Source organism: Citrobacter sp. Cpo090 (assembly GCF_030332665.1).
Classification (GTDB): domain Bacteria; phylum Pseudomonadota; class Gammaproteobacteria; order Enterobacterales; family Enterobacteriaceae; genus Citrobacter; species Citrobacter portucalensis.
The window spans coordinates 323,955-339,174 of the sequence record NZ_JAOWHK010000036.1 but is presented as its reverse complement, the minus strand read 5'-3'; the positions used below and the strand labels follow the sequence as shown (position 1 = coordinate 339,174).

12 protein-coding genes are annotated in these 15,220 nt (G+C 55.8%); 2 read left to right on the top strand and 10 right to left on the bottom strand.

Annotated features, from left to right (window positions below; genetic code table 11):
• Positions 1–85 precede the first annotated feature (85 nt).
• The 10 genes from iolB to OGY83_RS21540 all read right to left on the bottom strand — a co-directional run bounded on the left by iolB (position 86) and on the right by OGY83_RS21540 (position 13,259).
• On the bottom strand, positions 86–904 hold the full coding sequence (iolB, locus tag OGY83_RS21585; protein ID WP_286636878.1) for a 5-deoxy-glucuronate isomerase: 819 nt from the start codon (positions 902–904) through the stop codon (positions 86–88).
• A gap of 9 nt (positions 905–913) precedes the next feature.
• Entirely contained in the window at positions 914–1,804 is an 891-nt protein-coding gene (gene iolE, locus OGY83_RS21580) for a myo-inosose-2 dehydratase (RefSeq protein ID WP_286636912.1), read from the bottom strand.
• Between the two features lie 14 nt (positions 1,805–1,818).
• On the bottom strand, positions 1,819–3,723 hold the full coding sequence (locus OGY83_RS21575; protein ID WP_191214085.1) for a bifunctional 5-dehydro-2-deoxygluconokinase/5-dehydro-2-deoxyphosphogluconate aldolase: 1,905 nt from the start codon (positions 3,721–3,723) through the stop codon (positions 1,819–1,821).
• Positions 3,724–3,735: 12 nt separating this feature from the next.
• Positions 3,736–4,869, bottom strand: a complete 1,134-nt coding sequence (locus tag OGY83_RS21570) for a Gfo/Idh/MocA family protein (RefSeq protein WP_286636911.1) — start codon at positions 4,867–4,869, stop codon at positions 3,736–3,738.
• Positions 4,870–4,877: 8 nt separating this feature from the next.
• Positions 4,878–5,906: an ABC transporter permease gene (locus OGY83_RS21565; protein WP_003826102.1), complete on the bottom strand. Its 1,029-nt coding sequence runs from the start codon at positions 5,904–5,906 to the stop codon at positions 4,878–4,880.
• Between the two features lie 11 nt (positions 5,907–5,917).
• Positions 5,918–7,465, bottom strand: a complete 1,548-nt coding sequence (locus tag OGY83_RS21560; protein WP_123268137.1) for a sugar ABC transporter ATP-binding protein — start codon at positions 7,463–7,465, stop codon at positions 5,918–5,920.
• A 53-nt stretch (positions 7,466–7,518) separates the two neighbouring features.
• Positions 7,519–8,448, bottom strand: coding sequence for a sugar ABC transporter substrate-binding protein (locus tag OGY83_RS21555; RefSeq protein ID WP_079939243.1), 930 nt, complete (start codon positions 8,446–8,448; stop codon positions 7,519–7,521).
• A 38-nt stretch (positions 8,449–8,486) separates the two neighbouring features.
• On the bottom strand, positions 8,487–9,473 hold the full coding sequence (gene iolG, locus OGY83_RS21550) for an inositol 2-dehydrogenase (RefSeq protein WP_286636877.1): 987 nt from the start codon (positions 9,471–9,473) through the stop codon (positions 8,487–8,489).
• Between the two features lie 343 nt (positions 9,474–9,816).
• Positions 9,817–11,742 (bottom strand): 3D-(3,5/4)-trihydroxycyclohexane-1,2-dione acylhydrolase (decyclizing), encoded by a 1,926-nt coding sequence (gene iolD / locus OGY83_RS21545; protein ID WP_286636876.1) that lies wholly within the window; start codon positions 11,740–11,742, stop codon positions 9,817–9,819.
• 11 nt (positions 11,743–11,753) lie between these two features.
• Positions 11,754–13,259, bottom strand: a complete 1,506-nt coding sequence (locus OGY83_RS21540) for a CoA-acylating methylmalonate-semialdehyde dehydrogenase (RefSeq protein WP_286636875.1) — start codon at positions 13,257–13,259, stop codon at positions 11,754–11,756.
• A gap of 293 nt (positions 13,260–13,552) precedes the next feature.
• Here OGY83_RS21540 and OGY83_RS21535 point away from each other — a divergent pair, with 293 nt between their 5' ends.
• Together OGY83_RS21535 and OGY83_RS21530 are read left to right on the top strand one after the other, a co-directional pair.
• The gene (locus OGY83_RS21535) at positions 13,553–14,407 is read left to right on the top strand and encodes a MurR/RpiR family transcriptional regulator (protein WP_070804362.1); all 855 of its coding nucleotides are present in this window, start codon (positions 13,553–13,555) and stop codon (positions 14,405–14,407) included.
• A 244-nt stretch (positions 14,408–14,651) separates the two neighbouring features.
• The gene (locus tag OGY83_RS21530; protein ID WP_194211254.1) at positions 14,652–15,218 is read left to right on the top strand and encodes a Slp family lipoprotein; all 567 of its coding nucleotides are present in this window, start codon (positions 14,652–14,654) and stop codon (positions 15,216–15,218) included.
• Positions 15,219–15,220 lie beyond the last annotated feature (2 nt).

Sequence of the window (15,220 nt, the reverse complement as noted above, 5' to 3'; positions counted from 1 at the left end):
GATCAGGACCACTGTAACGCTCTGCCCCTAACTCCACGTATGGCGACAGTAAATCCTGTTTCACTCTCGCCAAACGCTTTCATCCTTACTTATCAACCGGATACTCACGATTAATCCACGCATGTTCATCTTCCCAGGTAAACATCCATTTGCGTACCGGGCCCGCCATCACGTTGAGGTAGTAGCTGTCATATCCTGCCAGGGTTGCTACCGGGTGATATCCTTTTGGCACCATCACCACATCGCGGTTATAGACAGCCATACACTCGTCAAGCGATCGGTCATCGGTGTACACCCGTTGCATACAGAATCCCTGCGGTGGGTTGAGGCGATGGTAGTAGGTCTCCTCCAGATAGGTTTCCTGAGGGGGATTATCGGTGTCATGCTTATGGCTTGGGTAGGAACTGGTACAGCCTTCGTTGGTCCACACCTCCACCACCAGCAGGCTATCAGCGGGTTTATCTTCCGGTAAAATGTTATGCACATAACGCTGGTTGTGACCTTTGCCGCGCGCTTCCCCGTCGATATCCTTAGGTGCGATCAGCCGTGTTGGGTACGTGCCTTTCCCCGGCGCAGCGCAGACCGCCAGCTCCAGTCTGGTTACCGCCTGAACCTGTATTGTCTCACCAGAGGTGACATAAACCGCCCACGGTTTGATCCGTTCGAACGGGCTCATCCGCTCGCCGATATCCGTAAAGGTTGCGCCCGGCGTGGTGACGGTCGCGCGTCCGGCAACCAATACCAGACAACGTTCTTCGCTGACAGCGGGCAGCGTAAGCTGCTGCCCTTCTTCCAGTTCATACGCTTTAAAGCCAACATATCCCCAACCGGCGCTTTCCGGCGTCACTGACTGCGTACGCCCTTGCGCGTCCGGGTGCTGCCAGCGCGATAATAAACGTGACATATCACCTCCTCAGATAAGCCCGGCATCACGTGCCAGACGGCTAAGGTTGTTATAGCCCAGACGCGCATACGTCAGCGGATGCGCAATGGCCGGATCCTGCTCCGCCTCAACCACCAGCCACCCCTGATACTGGTTCGCCTTCAGCAAGGCCATGATCGGCGGATAGTCAACGCAACCATCACCCGGCACGGTAAAGACGCCGCTCAGCACCGCATCAAGGAAGCTGGTTTTGCGGTTTTTGACATCCGCCAGCACGTCGGCGCGCACGTCTTTGCAGTGAACATGGTTGATACGTGATGCCCAGCGCTGCGCCACAGCCAGCGGATCGGCACCCGCAAAGGTCAAATGCCCGGTGTCGAGCAACAAGCCAACCTCATCACCGGTATGCGTCATCAGATTATCCACATCTTCAGCAGATTCAATCACCGTTCCCATGTGGTGGTGATAGGAAATCTGTACCCCCTGCTGCTGGGTGTAGCGCGCAAACTCGGTGAGCTTTTCACCGTACTCTTGCCAGCGCTCTTGCGGGAAGCGCGGACGCAGATGTACCGGTGTCTGCTGCTCGCCGTGAATGCAGCCACTGACTTCGGCAAAGACCAGCACCCTGGCTCCCAGTTCACGCAGTAACGTCAGATGTGATTGCACGGCGGCAATCTCCTCCTCCACGCTGCGTTCCAGCAGACGTCCGGAGTACCAGCCGGAAACCAGTTGCAGGTCGTGACGCTGCAAAATGGGGCCAAGCAGTCGCGCCTCGCGCGGGAATTTGTTGCCCAGTTCGAAACCAGCAAATCCAGCCTCTTTGCCCTCGCTCAGACACGTATCAAGCGACGTCTCAGCGCCCAGTGAAGGAAGATCGTCATTCGTCCATGTCAGTGGATTAATACCTAATTGTACCGTCATCATCTTCTCCTGAATTATGCTTGTCCGCGCTCGCGCCACCAGGCGATAAGCTGCAGGTAGTTATCTTTAATGCGCGCCACCAGTTGCGCATCGTCAATATCGTGTTTCAACCACGCGCGGGAAGCGTCGCCAAACAGCGTGCGTCCCACGGCAAATCCTTTCACCACCCCGTGGCCTGCAGCCGCTTTGAAATCAGCACGCAGTTGCTCTGCCGGTGCGTCCAACCCGAGGATCACCACGCCACGGCAGTGCGGATCGCGCCGTTCGATAATGTCACTCAACGCCGTCCAGCCAGCAGAAGTCAGCGGTGGGAGTTTCCACCAGTCGGGGTAGATCCCTAAGTTGTAGAAGCGGGAAATAGCGCGTAAATACAGTTCATCACTGCGCGGCATACTGACCGGTAAAATCACCTCCAGCAGCAGCTCATGACCAGACTGGCAACAGGCGCGGTAAACCTCGGAGATTTTCTGTTCTTGTTCCAGACGCAACGCGTGGGCATCTTCCGGATGGAAAAAGACCAGGCACTTCACCACATGCTCCTGCGGCCAACTGATGAGCTGCGAGCCTATATTGCCGTGTTCCATCTCCAGCGGGCGCGACCCCGGCAGTTCGATAGGGCGACCAATCCACCAGCCCTCTCCGGTTATCGAATTCAACGCATCCTGACCAAACGTGCCATCGCACAGCAGCCCGGCCTTGCCCTCCAGCCCGGCGCTGTTGGCCGCTTCACGACTGGCCTGCAAAATAAGCTGTTTCAATGCCGGAATACGCTTCAAAGACGCGCCGCACTGCAACGCCATCTCTTCCAGTTGGCTACGGTGATCGAAGGCCATTACGCATAGCTCCGGCCATGTGCGACGACGGGTCGTCACGCGATGCAAATGGTTGAGATGCGGATCGAGATCCGGACGCGGAACCTCTACAGCGCGAGAAAGATAATCATCAAGCTCAACTTTGCTCGGCATCGCCGGTGCACAGCCGTGACGCGACACCACCAGCGCACCGCAGGCATTGGCGTAGCGGCATGCCTGCTCCCATCCCTCATCGTTGAGATAGCCGCGCAGCAGACCGGACATAAACGCATCCCCCGCCCCCAGCACGTTCAGCACCTCTACACGTACGCCGGTGACCGTCAGGCCATCGTCCAGCCGGGCCGGGATGGCGTCGGTATACACCGAGCAGCCGAGCGCACCGCGCTTGCAGACCAGCGTCGCGTGACTCACGCCGCGAACCTGCGACAGCGCCTGCAGCGTATCGGTACTGCCGCCCGCGATATGAAACTCCTCCTCGGTGCCGACAATCACATCAAAAAGATGCAGCACCTCCTGTAACTGGCGGGTGACCTGTTCGGCGGCGATAAAGCGCGTTTCGCCGTCACCTAAAGAAGTAAGCCCCCACAGTACCGGGCGATAGTCGATATCCAGCGCCGTACGCACGCCGTGACGTCGGGCGTAAGCGAGCGCCGTCAACACCGCCTCGCGGGTTTGCGGATGAGAAAGATGTGTCCCGGTGATGGCAAGACAACGAGCAGAAGCGATGTACTGTTCATCAACATCGCTGGCGGTAATCGCCATATCCGCGCAGTTATCACGGTAAAAAATCAGTGGGAAGGTGTCCCGGTCTTTAATGCCGAGTAGCACCAGCGCCGTCAGGCGGTCTTTATCAGTGAGCAGATGGCTGGTATCGCAGCCTACCTGGTTTAACTCTTCACGCAGGAAACGCCCCATATGTTCGTCGCCAACGCGCGCCAGCATTGAAGAACGCAATCCCTGGCGTGCCGTGCCGTAAGCCACGTTGCCGGACGAACCACCAAGATATTTGGCAAAGCTCGACACATCTTCCAGGCGCGCGCCAATTTGCTGACTGTAGAGGTCAACCGCCACGCGGCCCATGCATATCACATCAAACTGCTTTTCCACGTTGATACCTCTTCAAACAATGTCGTTCACGTTCAGCCAGCGGCCTTCATGGTGCGAAAGTGCGATAGCGTCAAGCACGCGCGACACCTTCCAGCCCTCTTCAAAGTCCGGCCACATCGGCGCATCTGCGGCAATGCCGTCCACCAGGTCGCGTACTTCCACAGTTTTCTGGTCGTTAAAGCCGATACCATGCCCGGCTCCCATGCAAAACGCGCCGTAGTCCGGGTGCGCCGGACCAACCAGTAAAGTGCGAAACCCCTGGCGGTTGACCGGATCGTCATGCAGATAGAGCTTCAGCTCGGCCATACGCTCCTGGGTAAAACTGATAGTTCCTTTGGTCCCGGTAATCACATACGACAACCCCATCTTGCGGCCACAGGCAACGCGGGAGGTTTCAATCACCCCTTGCGCACCGCCAGCAAAGCGCACCATCGCGTGGGCCTGATCTTCGTTCTCTACCGTCACCATTTGCGAGGAACCGACTTTCGCCGGACGCTGTGGCACCACGATCTTCAGGTCGCCGCAGACCTGATGAATATCCCCAACCAGGTACTGCGCCATATTGACGATATGCGCCGCCAGATCGCCCAGCGCCCCAAGCCCTGCGGTCTCTTTAAAACAGTGCCAATGGATCGGCGCAAGCGGGTCGGCCATGTAGTCTTCGTTGTGGGTGCCGTAGAAATGGATCACCTCACCAATTTCGCCACGCGCAATGATCTCTTTCGCCAACTGCGCCGTTGGGTTCTTCATATAGTTGAACCCCACCAGGGTTTTCACTCCTGCCCGTTGTGCAGCCTCAACCATTTCACGCGCGTCGTGGGCGTTCAGCGCCAACGGCTTTTCCGAGTACACATGCTTGCCGTGGCGAATCGCTTCCAGCACCATCTCTTTGTGCAGATGATTAGGAGAACAGATATCCACGACATCTATGGCCGGGTCGGCCACCAGCGCACGCCAGTCTCCGGTTGAGCGATTGAAGCCAAACGCCTGCGCCCGCTCGGCGGCCAGCTCCGGTGAAACTTCCGCCACCATTTCACGCACCAGTTTGCCGCGCAGGTTGAATACCGTCGGGGCCTGGGCATAGGCGATGGCATGCGCCTTGCCGATATACCCGGTGCCAATCAATCCAATACGAACCTCTTTCATCATGATCCTCACAGTGCGCCGCGACGGCTCTTGGCGTAGGTGTCAAACGCCACCGCCAGAACGATAATTAAGCCGGTAATAATTTGTTGGTAGTAAGCCGAGACGTTCATCAGCACCAGACCGTTAATCAGGATGCCCATGATGATCGAGCCGATAATGGTGCCGCCGATACGCCCGTAGCCGCCCATCAGCGAGGTGCCGCCAATGACCACCGAAGCGATGACGCGCAGCTCAAACGAGATCCCGGCGACCGCTTCTGCGCTTCCCAGACGCGCGCTGAGGATGAAGCCCGCCAGCCCCGCCAGACAGCCAATCAGTACGTAGACGCTCACCAGCACGCGCTTCACGTTGACCCCTGCCAGACGCGCCGCTTCCGGGTTGCCGCCAATGGCATACACGAAGCGCCCCCAGCGGGTTTTATGCAGCGCCAGATAACCGCCTACCGCTACCAGCGCGAATATCCAGATTGGAATGGAGATACCGAGCAGTTCGCCGCGTCCCCACCAGCGGTATCCCGCGTCGAAACCGGCAATCGGTGCACCGTCGTTAATCACCAGCGTCAGGCCACGCCAGATGGTCATCCCACCGAGGGTGACGATAAACGGCGGCAGACGCAGACGAGTCACGCCGAGGCCATGCAGAAAACCAATCGCGGTGCCCATCGCCATACAGATACCAAGGCCAATCAGCCAGCTCATGCCGCCCCAGGCGTTTGGGTCGACGGTGGTGAAATTGTCGCCCTTAATCACATACGCGGCGGTCATGGCACAGACCGCCAGGATGGACCCCACCGACAGATCGATCCCGGCGGTCAGAATGACAAATGTCATCCCGACAGCCATGATCCCGTAGATGGAGACTTCGGTCAGAATGTTGAAAATATTGCGTTCAGAAAGAAAATTGCTGTTCTGCAACTGAAAGAAAATCAGCAGCAGGATCATGAAAATCAGTACCCCAAAGCGCTCAAAAAAGGCAATGGGATCAAGACGTCCGCCGCGTTTGGCTGGAACCTGCGTTTTAGAAATAATCTGCGTCATGAATCACTCCGTTATGCCGCATTCAGGGCGTTGTGGTTGATAGCCATCATCGTCATTAGCCGCTCTTCATTAGCGTCGTCGCCGTGGATCTCGCCGGTCACCCGGCCTTCACTCAACGTGATGATCCGATCGGAAACCGCCATGACCTCCGGTAGATCGGAGGAGATCACGATCACCGCCACGCCCTTTTTCGCCATATCAAACAGCACCTGATGGACTTCTGATTTGGTGCCAACATCGATACCGCGCGTTGGTTCATCCACGATCAACACCCGAGGATTAAGCGCCATGCAGCGCGCGAGGATCACTTTTTGCTGATTCCCGCCGGAGAGCTTGCGCACCTCTTGCGCGCTGTTGACCATTTTGATCTGCAGCGCCTGGCGGTATGACTCAATCAGGGCATCTTCTTTGCGGGTATTCACAAACCAGCGCCATTGCAGTAGTGACGAGAGGCTGGAAAGCGACAAGTTGTCGCGGATCGACAGCCCAAGCACCGCGCCCTCTTTTTTGCGATCTTCCGGTACCAGCGCCAGCCCCTGATCCAGCGCAAACAGCGGATCGCGCGGCTGATATGGCACGCCATCAAGTTCAAAGCTGCCGGAAGTAAAACCGTCGGCGCCAAACAAGCAGCGGGCCACTTCGGTACGCCCGGCCCCCACCAGTCCGGCAATGCCTAACACTTCCCCAGCATGCACGTGGAAGCTAATGTCGTGCAGCGCGATACCATGCGGATCCAGCGGCGGTTTTTCGCGGCTAAGCCCCTTCACCGCCAGACGCACAGGTTTATCTTCATGGTGAGTTTCGCTGGCCGGGCGGCGATTAAAGGCCACATCGCGCCCCACCATCAGGCGGATCAGCTGTTCTACGGTGGTCTGTGCAACCGCACCGTTTCCGGTAAAACGTCCATCCTGAAAAACGGTGAACTGGTCGCAGAGTTGAAAAACTTCATGCAGGCGATGGGTGACGTAGATAATGCTCACGCCACGCCCTTTAAGTTCCCGCACCACCCGGTGCAGACTTTCCACTTCGCTGTCGCTCAACGCGGCGGAAGGTTCATCCATGATGATCAGCTTTGCGTTCAGCGTCAGCGCCCGCGCAATTTCCACCATTTGCTGCTGCGCCACGCTCAGTCGGGCCACGGCCGTGGTTGGCGCAACGTTCAGTTGCAGGTAATCCAGAATCACCTGCGCCTCTTGGTTTACCGCCTTTTCGTCAACAATCAGATTGCGTTTACGCGGTTCGCGTCCGAGGAACATATTCTCGGCAACGGTCATATTGGGCAGCAGATTAAATTCCTGATAAATCGTGATAATGCCCTTGTTCTGCCGCTCAACCGGAGAGTCTTCTACCGGCAATGTTTCGCCGTTGAACCAAATATCCCCGCGTGTTTGCGGCTGTGCGCCCGCCAGCGCTTTCAGCAGGGTCGATTTTCCGGCACCGTTCTCACCTAACAGTGCATGAATTTCGCCTGCTCCGACGGTCAGCTGTGCGCTACTCAGCGCCCAAACGCCGGAAAAACTTTTCGCCAGGTCGGTCACTTTCAGTAAGGGTTGCGACATCGGTCTGCTCCTCCTCATAGAGAGCCGCCACTTGTGCGGCGGCTGCGGACATATCAGTTACCGGCCTCACTAATACGCTCGGCCTGCTGCAGGTTCTCTTTGGTGATAAGCGTTGGCGGGTAGTCAGCCCCGGTGATCGCAGTCTTCTCACGGACGTTATTCACCAACTGGCTCATCGCCGTTTTCACCGCAAAGCCAGGACGCTGATCCGCCGTCACAGCCAGCCAGCCGTCGCGCACACGCGCCAGTGCTTCTGGCACAGCATCGAAGCCCGTGACCAGAACTTCACCCGGTTTCAGTCCTTGTCCCTGTAACGCTTCAATCGCGCCCAGCGCCATATCGTCGTTAGCGGAGAGGATCACCTGCGGACGCTTCGGCAACGAAGGCAGAACGCTTTCGACAATGCGCATCCCTTCAGAACGCATCCAGTTACCGGTCTGATCGGCAACGATCTTGTACTTTTCACCGCCCGCCTTCAGGCTGTCACGAATGCCTTTAGTACGTTCAATGTTGGAGGAGGAGCCTGGCTGGCCGGTCAGCAGAATAATGTCTGCCCCGTCAGGGAATTTGGTTTTGACAAAGTCGCCAATCGCCTGACCGCCTTTGTAGTTGTTCGCGCCGAAGTGCGGCACTTTTTTCTGGCTGTCAACGGAGCGGTCAAGAGTGACTACGGGCAGTTTCGCATCCTGAATTTCATCTACCGCGCTGGACACCGCGTTGACATCGTTCGGCGAAACAATAAAACCCTGTGCGCCACGGGTGATGGCGTTTTCCAGGTCAGCGACCTGCTTTGGCGAGCTACCCTGCCCGTCCAGGACCTGTAAACTCACGCCCATCTCTTTTGCGGCTTTCACCGCCGTGCGCTGCATGTGAACTTCAAATGGCATCGCCAGGTTTGGCGTACTGAAAACAATTTGCTCATTTTCAGCAATGGCTGCCCCGGATGTCATGGCGATGAGGACAGCTAAGATCAGTTTTTTCATTATTATGTCTCTCTGTGTAGGGTAGGTTGTGGTGACAATCAGAGGAGAACTTCACGTTGGCTATGCAGTGACTCCAGCGCTTTATCCGCCAGATACAGTGCACGCTCGCCATCGTCCCCGCTGCAATCAGGGACCGCTTCGCCGCGCAGTACCGCAACAAAGTGTTCCCATTCCGCGGCATAGGCCGATTTATAACGCTGCAAGAAGAAATGTTCAGGTAACGCGCTGGTGCAGCCAGTCTTCGCGTAGTGCTGCACCTGGTTTTCGAGAATGTTGCCCGCGCACAGCAGCCCTTCAGAGCCGTGCAGTTCAAGACGTTGATCGTATCCGTAAGAAGAACGGCGGCTGTTGACGATGGTCGCCATCGCGCCGGAGGCATATTTCAGTACGATGAACGCGGTGTCGATATCGCCCGCCTCGCCAATCGCTGGATCAACCAGGTTACTGCCCTGGGCATACACCGAAACCGGCTCTTCGCCCATGATAAAGCGCGCCATATCAAAATCGTGGATGGTCATATCGCGGAACATACCGCCGGACACACGCACATATTCCGCAGGCGGCGGCGACGGGTCACGGGAGATTATCAGCAGTGATTCCGGCTTACCGATACGTCCGGCCAGTGCGTCAGTTTTCACACGGCGAAACTGTGGATCGAAGCGGCGGTTGAAACCGATAAACAACGGTACGTCGTACTCTTTGACCACTTTCAGGCAGTCGCGTACACGGGCCAGATCCAGGTGGACCGGCTTTTCGCAGAAGATGGCTTTGCCGTGGCGTGCGGCCATTTCAATCAGATCCGCGTGGGTATCAGTCGCGGAGGCAATCAGCACGGCGTGAACGTTAGGGTCCGTCATCGCCTCATCCAGGCTTTGCAAACGAGCCTGGTACTGTGTGGCAAGACGGGTGGCAAAGTCCTGATTCGGGTCGACGACGGACCAGAGGGTAGTAGCACTGTGACTGGCAATGTTAGCTGCATGTACCTGGCCAATTCGGCCAGCGCCCAGTAAAGCAATGTTAAACATAACGGCTCCCGGTGTTGGTGAATGCGATAAACTAACGACCCTTTAAATAAAACATTTATTTCATTTTTATAAATAGTGAAAATTATGTTTTTGAGTGCAAGTTAACACTTTTGAGATGAACGAGATAAAATTTGTTATCAATATCACAACATAAAGACGGGAAAGATGAAGGAATTAGCCCCCTTCCGTTCAGGAAGGAGGCGATGGATGAAGAAAAAGGAAAAATGAAATGAAAATTTCGTTGTCGCAGGTTGCCGGATGACGGCACTAACGCCTTATCCGGCCTGGGGGTAGAATCCGCTGTAGGCCAGATAAGCGCAGCGCCATCCGGCATTAATCGCTTTTAGTACTGACGTGCGTTTTTCACCTGCTCAAACGTCTGCTCAGCCGCTTTTCGCACCGACGGAGATTCTGCCACCTGCGCATCGCCAGTGCGCCACCAGGCGGCATAGTCGTGGGTCATGGTTTTCGGCAGGACTTTGATATCCAGCAGCACAGGCCCCGAATGCGCACGGGAGGCTTCCAGCGCCGTCAGCAGGCTTTGCTCGTCATGTACACGCCATGCCCGACAGCCGTAGCTTTCCGCGTTTTTGGCAAAATCAACTTTCACCAGCGGCCCATCCAACCGTCCGGTTTGCGGGTTACGGTGACGGTTTTCCGTACCGAAACTCCCCATCCCATGCCCCATCTGCAGGTTGTTAATACATCCGAAGCTGGCGTTATCAAACAGCAGGATAGTGACTTTTATCCCCTCCTGAACGGCGGTTTGTAGTTCGGAATGCAGCATCATGTACGAGCCATCCCCCACCATGGCATATACCGGCTGCTGCGGCTTCGCCAGCCTGGCCCCAATAGCAGCCGCAATCTCATAGCCCATACAGGAGTAGCCGTATTCCAGGTGATAGCTGTCCGGAGTTTTGACCTGCCAGATACGCTGTAAATCGCCAGGCAGCGATCCGGCGGCCCCCACGACGATAGCGTTATCTTCAATGTGCCGATTGATAAGTCCCAGTACCTTCGTCTGGGTCAGCCGGGTGTTTAGCGTGTCGCCATATTCCACCAGCTGAGCGTCAAGATGCCCAGCCACTTCAGGTTCGTCGTCGGGACGCCAGTCGCGATCCCATAAACGTTGGCACTCATCGCACCAGGCCTCTTGCGCCTGCGCGACCTCCTTCCCCCAATCGCTGCGGTAGTCTTTCAGCGTTTCAGTTAATGCCGTAAGCCCGTTACGGGCGTCGGCGATAAGCGCGGTGGCATCAAGCTTCAGTGCGTCAAACTCCGCCACGTTCAGCAGCAGGAACTCAACCTCCGGATGAGAAAACAGCGCTTTCGAACCGGTGGTAAAGTCGGTGAGGCGCGTACCGATGCCGATCACCAGATCGGCTTGCGGCGCGAGCTGATTGGCGGCCATCCCGCCAGTTACCCCAATGCCTCCGAGGTTAAGTGGGTGGTCACTAACCAGTGCGCCCTTTCCAGCCTGAGTTTCGGCAAACGGCAGTTGCAGCGTTTCAACAAACGTACGAAATGCCTCATGCGCGCCGGAGTAGCGTACCCCGCCGCCGCATACCACCAGCGGGCGGCGTTTGCGGGCAATCAGTGCCCGCGCCATCGCCAGACGCTGCGGGTCGGGCGGTCGACGTTCAATCAGATGAACGCGGCGCGCAAAGAAACTCTGCGGATAGTCCCAGGCTTCTCCCTGCACATCCTGTGGCAGGCAGATTGTTACTGCGCCAGTGTCTGCGGGGTCAGTAAGCGTTCGCATCGCGTTTAGCATCGCGCTCATTAACTGCTCCGGGCGGTTAATCCGGTCCCAGTAACGCGAGACCGGGCGGAAGCAGTCGTTGGTGCTGATGCCAAGGTCATGGTATTGCTCAATTTGCTGCAATACCGGGTCCGGCTGACGGCTGGCGTAGACATCGCCTGGCAACAGCAACAGCGGAATACGGTTCGCCGTCGCGGTTGCCGCGGCGGTCACCATGTTTGCCGCTCCCGGCCCAACCGATGACGTCACGGCAAAAATACGCTGGCGCCGATGCTGTTTGGCGAATCCGGTCGCCATGTGCGCAATTCCCTGCTCATTACATCCCTGCATCACCTGCAAATGACCGGGTGACTGCTCCAGCGCCTGGCCAATGCCCAGCACGTTACCGTGACCAAAGATGGTGGCGACGCCCTCGACAAAGGGCGTTTCCTCGCCATCGACACAGACATATTGTTGATTAAGGAATTTGACCAGCGCCTGAGCCATGGTCATACGTTCGGTTTGCATAAACCCTCCTGTCAGCCCAGCGTTGGCATGGAGAACGCGGCCCCTGTGTCCTGCAGCATCTCCGGCCAGCGTGCGGTGACGGTTTTCATCCGGGTGTAGAAGCGCACGCCATCGTTGCCATGAACGTTAAGCGCACCAAAAATGGACCGCTTCCAACCGCCAAAACTGTGGAACGCCATCGGCACCGGAATAGGCACGTTTACGCCCACCATGCCCGCCTGCACTTCTTCGCAGAAGCGACGCGCACAGCCGCCGTCGCGCGTGAAAATTGCCGTGCCATTACCATATTCATGACGGTTAATCAGTTCCACCGCACTGCTGTAATCTGCTACGCGCACCACAGAAAGCACCGGCCCAAAAATCTCTTCTTTATAAATGGTCATCTCCGGCGTGACGTTATCAAACAGGGTCGGCCCGACAAAATACCCCTGCTCATGGCCTTTAACGCTAAAACGCCGACCATCCACGCGCAGGCAGGCCCCCTGCGATTCCCCACTGTCGATATAACCGAGCACTTTATTACGGTGTACCGAGGAGATAAGCGGTCCCATTTCGTTTTCCGGTGTCTGATCAAGCCCCGGCCCGACACGCAGCGCCGCAATCTGTTTTTCCAGTCGCGAGCACAGCTCATCTGCCGTTTTGTCCCCTACCGCCAACACCACGGAGAGTGCCATGCAGCGTTCACCCGCCGCGCCGTAAGCAGCCCCCATAATGGCGTTGGTTGCCATATCCATGTCGGCATCTGGCATTAAAATGCAGTGATTTTTAGCGCCACCTAACGCCTGGCAACGCTTACCGTGGGCCGATGCCGTCTGATAAATGTATTCCGCTATCGGCGTAGAACCGACAAAGCTCACGGCCTGCACGCGCGGGTCAGTTAACAGCACGTCAACGGACTCTTTGTCCCCCTGCACGACGTTGAACACACCGTCCGGCAATCCGGCTTCTTGCAGCAGTTTGGCCAGTGCCAGGGCGAGAGAAGGGTCTTTTTCTGAGGGTTTCAGCACGAAGGTATTCCCGGTTGCTAGCGCAATGGGGAACATCCACATCGGTACCATTGCCGGAAAGTTAAACGGCGTGATCCCGACGCAAACCCCGAGCGGTTGCATCAGCGAATGGCTATCGACGCCGGTACCTACGTTGGCTGAGTGTTCGCCCTTTTGTAGATGTGGGATGCCGCAGGCAAACTCCACCACTTCCAGGCCGCGGGTCAGCTCACCAACTGCGTCAGAGAACACCTTGCCATGCTCCTCGCTGATGATGCGAGCCAGCCTCTCCATGTTTTCTTCCAACAGCGCCTTAAAGCGGAACATCACTCGCGCTCGTTTTAACGGAGATTGGCGCGCCCACCCGGGGAATGCGTCGTGCGCTGCCGCAATGGCCTGCTCGGTTTCCTGTGTCGTACTCATCACCACCTGGCGGATCTGCTCGCCGGTGGCCGGGTTGAAGATTGCCTGAACGCGCTGGCCTGAACCGGTGACACATTCGCCGTGGATAAAATTCGCTACTGTCTCCATCCTTAACCTCTCGCTGTTGATACGTGACTGTTACCTGAACACTGTTATCTGTGTACTATATATGAAACAAACATTCCATTTTAAGTTGAAATAAAATAAATAATGATTAATGTGATCAAGGATGGGTTTTTATGTTAACAAGCGGAATCGCATGATTAGCGTGCACTGGCAGAACGTTTCAGCGAACGACAAGCCTGAAGTTTTTGTTTCGTTTTTACAGCCAGATGAATGAGTGACATTTCAAAGACGCGGTTTTGCGTTTAGAATCATAAAACTATGTACCAGGAGGTAAAATGACAACAGCAACCAGCCTGAACGAGCTGCAGCAGCAAATCCGCGATCGCTACGATAGCCTGAGTAAGAGGCTGCAGCAGGTGTCCCGCTATGTGCTGGATAATACCAATAGCGTGGCTTTTGATACGGTTGCCGTCATTGCTGAACGTGCCGGAGTGCCACCTTCAACGCTGATCCGCTTCGCTAATGCCTTCGACTTCACCGGCTTCAACGAAATGAAACAGCTGTTTCGTATGAACCTGGTGGAGGAAACCGCCAGCTACAGCGACCGCGCGCGCATGTTCCGTGAGATGGAAAGCGAAGCCGTACCGGAAACCCCGCTCGATATCCTGCAGGAGTTCGCCCGTTCGAATACTCAGGCGCTCCAGCAGCTGGCAGCCCGTGCCGAACCTGAAATGCTGGAACGCGCCGTACAATTACTGGCAGAAGCCGACACTATCTACATCGCTGGTCTGCGTCGTTCGTTTAGCGTAGCCACCTATCTCACCTACGCCCTGAGCCATCTTGAATGTCGCCCTATTTTGCTCGACGGAATGGGCGGAATGCTGCGCGAGCAGATCAATCGCATCAAAGCGCGCGATATCGTGGTGTCGATCAGCTTCTCACCTTACGCGGAAGAAACGGTGATGGTCAGCGAAACTGCGGCCAATGCAGGCGCACGCCAGATCGTAATTACCGACAGCCAGATAAGCCCGTTGGCCACGTTCAGCGATCTCTGCTTTGTGGTGAAAGAGGCGCAGGTCGACGCGTTTCGCTCCCAGTCTGCGACGCTATGCCTGGTGCAGTCGTTAGTGGTAGCGCTGGCCTACCGTCTGGGTGACGGGAGTAATGAACGCGGTCATTCTGTCGGGTGATGAGCGCCGCGAAAATTGATGATCCGCTTTATTACATTCCCGCCAGCGTGACGTGAAAGCGTGATGTCAGCCGTTACTTTTATGGTCGTTGAAAATATCGCCCTCATTCAGCGGCCAGCTAAAATACAATCCGTTATTACCATAAGCTACAATTATATTAATATTAGATAATCAACAATGCACGTACTGACAATAATGCGTAAAGGTTTACTATAGACCTGTCTTTTTTAAGCAGGAAAGTAAAATGAAAAATACAAAAGGGTTGATGATTACTGCCCTTGCTTTCACCCTGGCATCATGTGCATCCATTCCTGAGAATATCAAAGGTAATAATCAACCCGATATCCAAAAAAACTTTATCTCCGTGCATAACCAGCCCGGTTTATATACCGGCCAGCAGGCCCGCTTTGGCGGTAAAGTCATCAATGTGATTAACACCAAAAAAGATACGTTACTGGAAATCGCCGTTCTGCCACTGAACAGCTATGCTAAACCACAAATAGACGCGAGCTATCAGGGGCGTATTCTTGCCCAGCAGAAAGGTTTCCTCGACCCGGTAAACTACAGAAATCACTTCGTTACTATTTTAGGGACAATTCAGGGAGATGAGCCGGGATTCATCAACAAAGTCCCGTACAACTTTGTTAAAGTTGATTTACAAGGTATCCAGGTTTGGCATTTAACTGAATCTGTCAACACCACCTATAACATGTGGGATTATGGCTACGGTGCGTTCTGGCCTGAGCCGATGTGGGGAGCACCTTACTACGCTAATACAGTCACTCAGGTAACTCCGGAGCTAGTGAAATAATC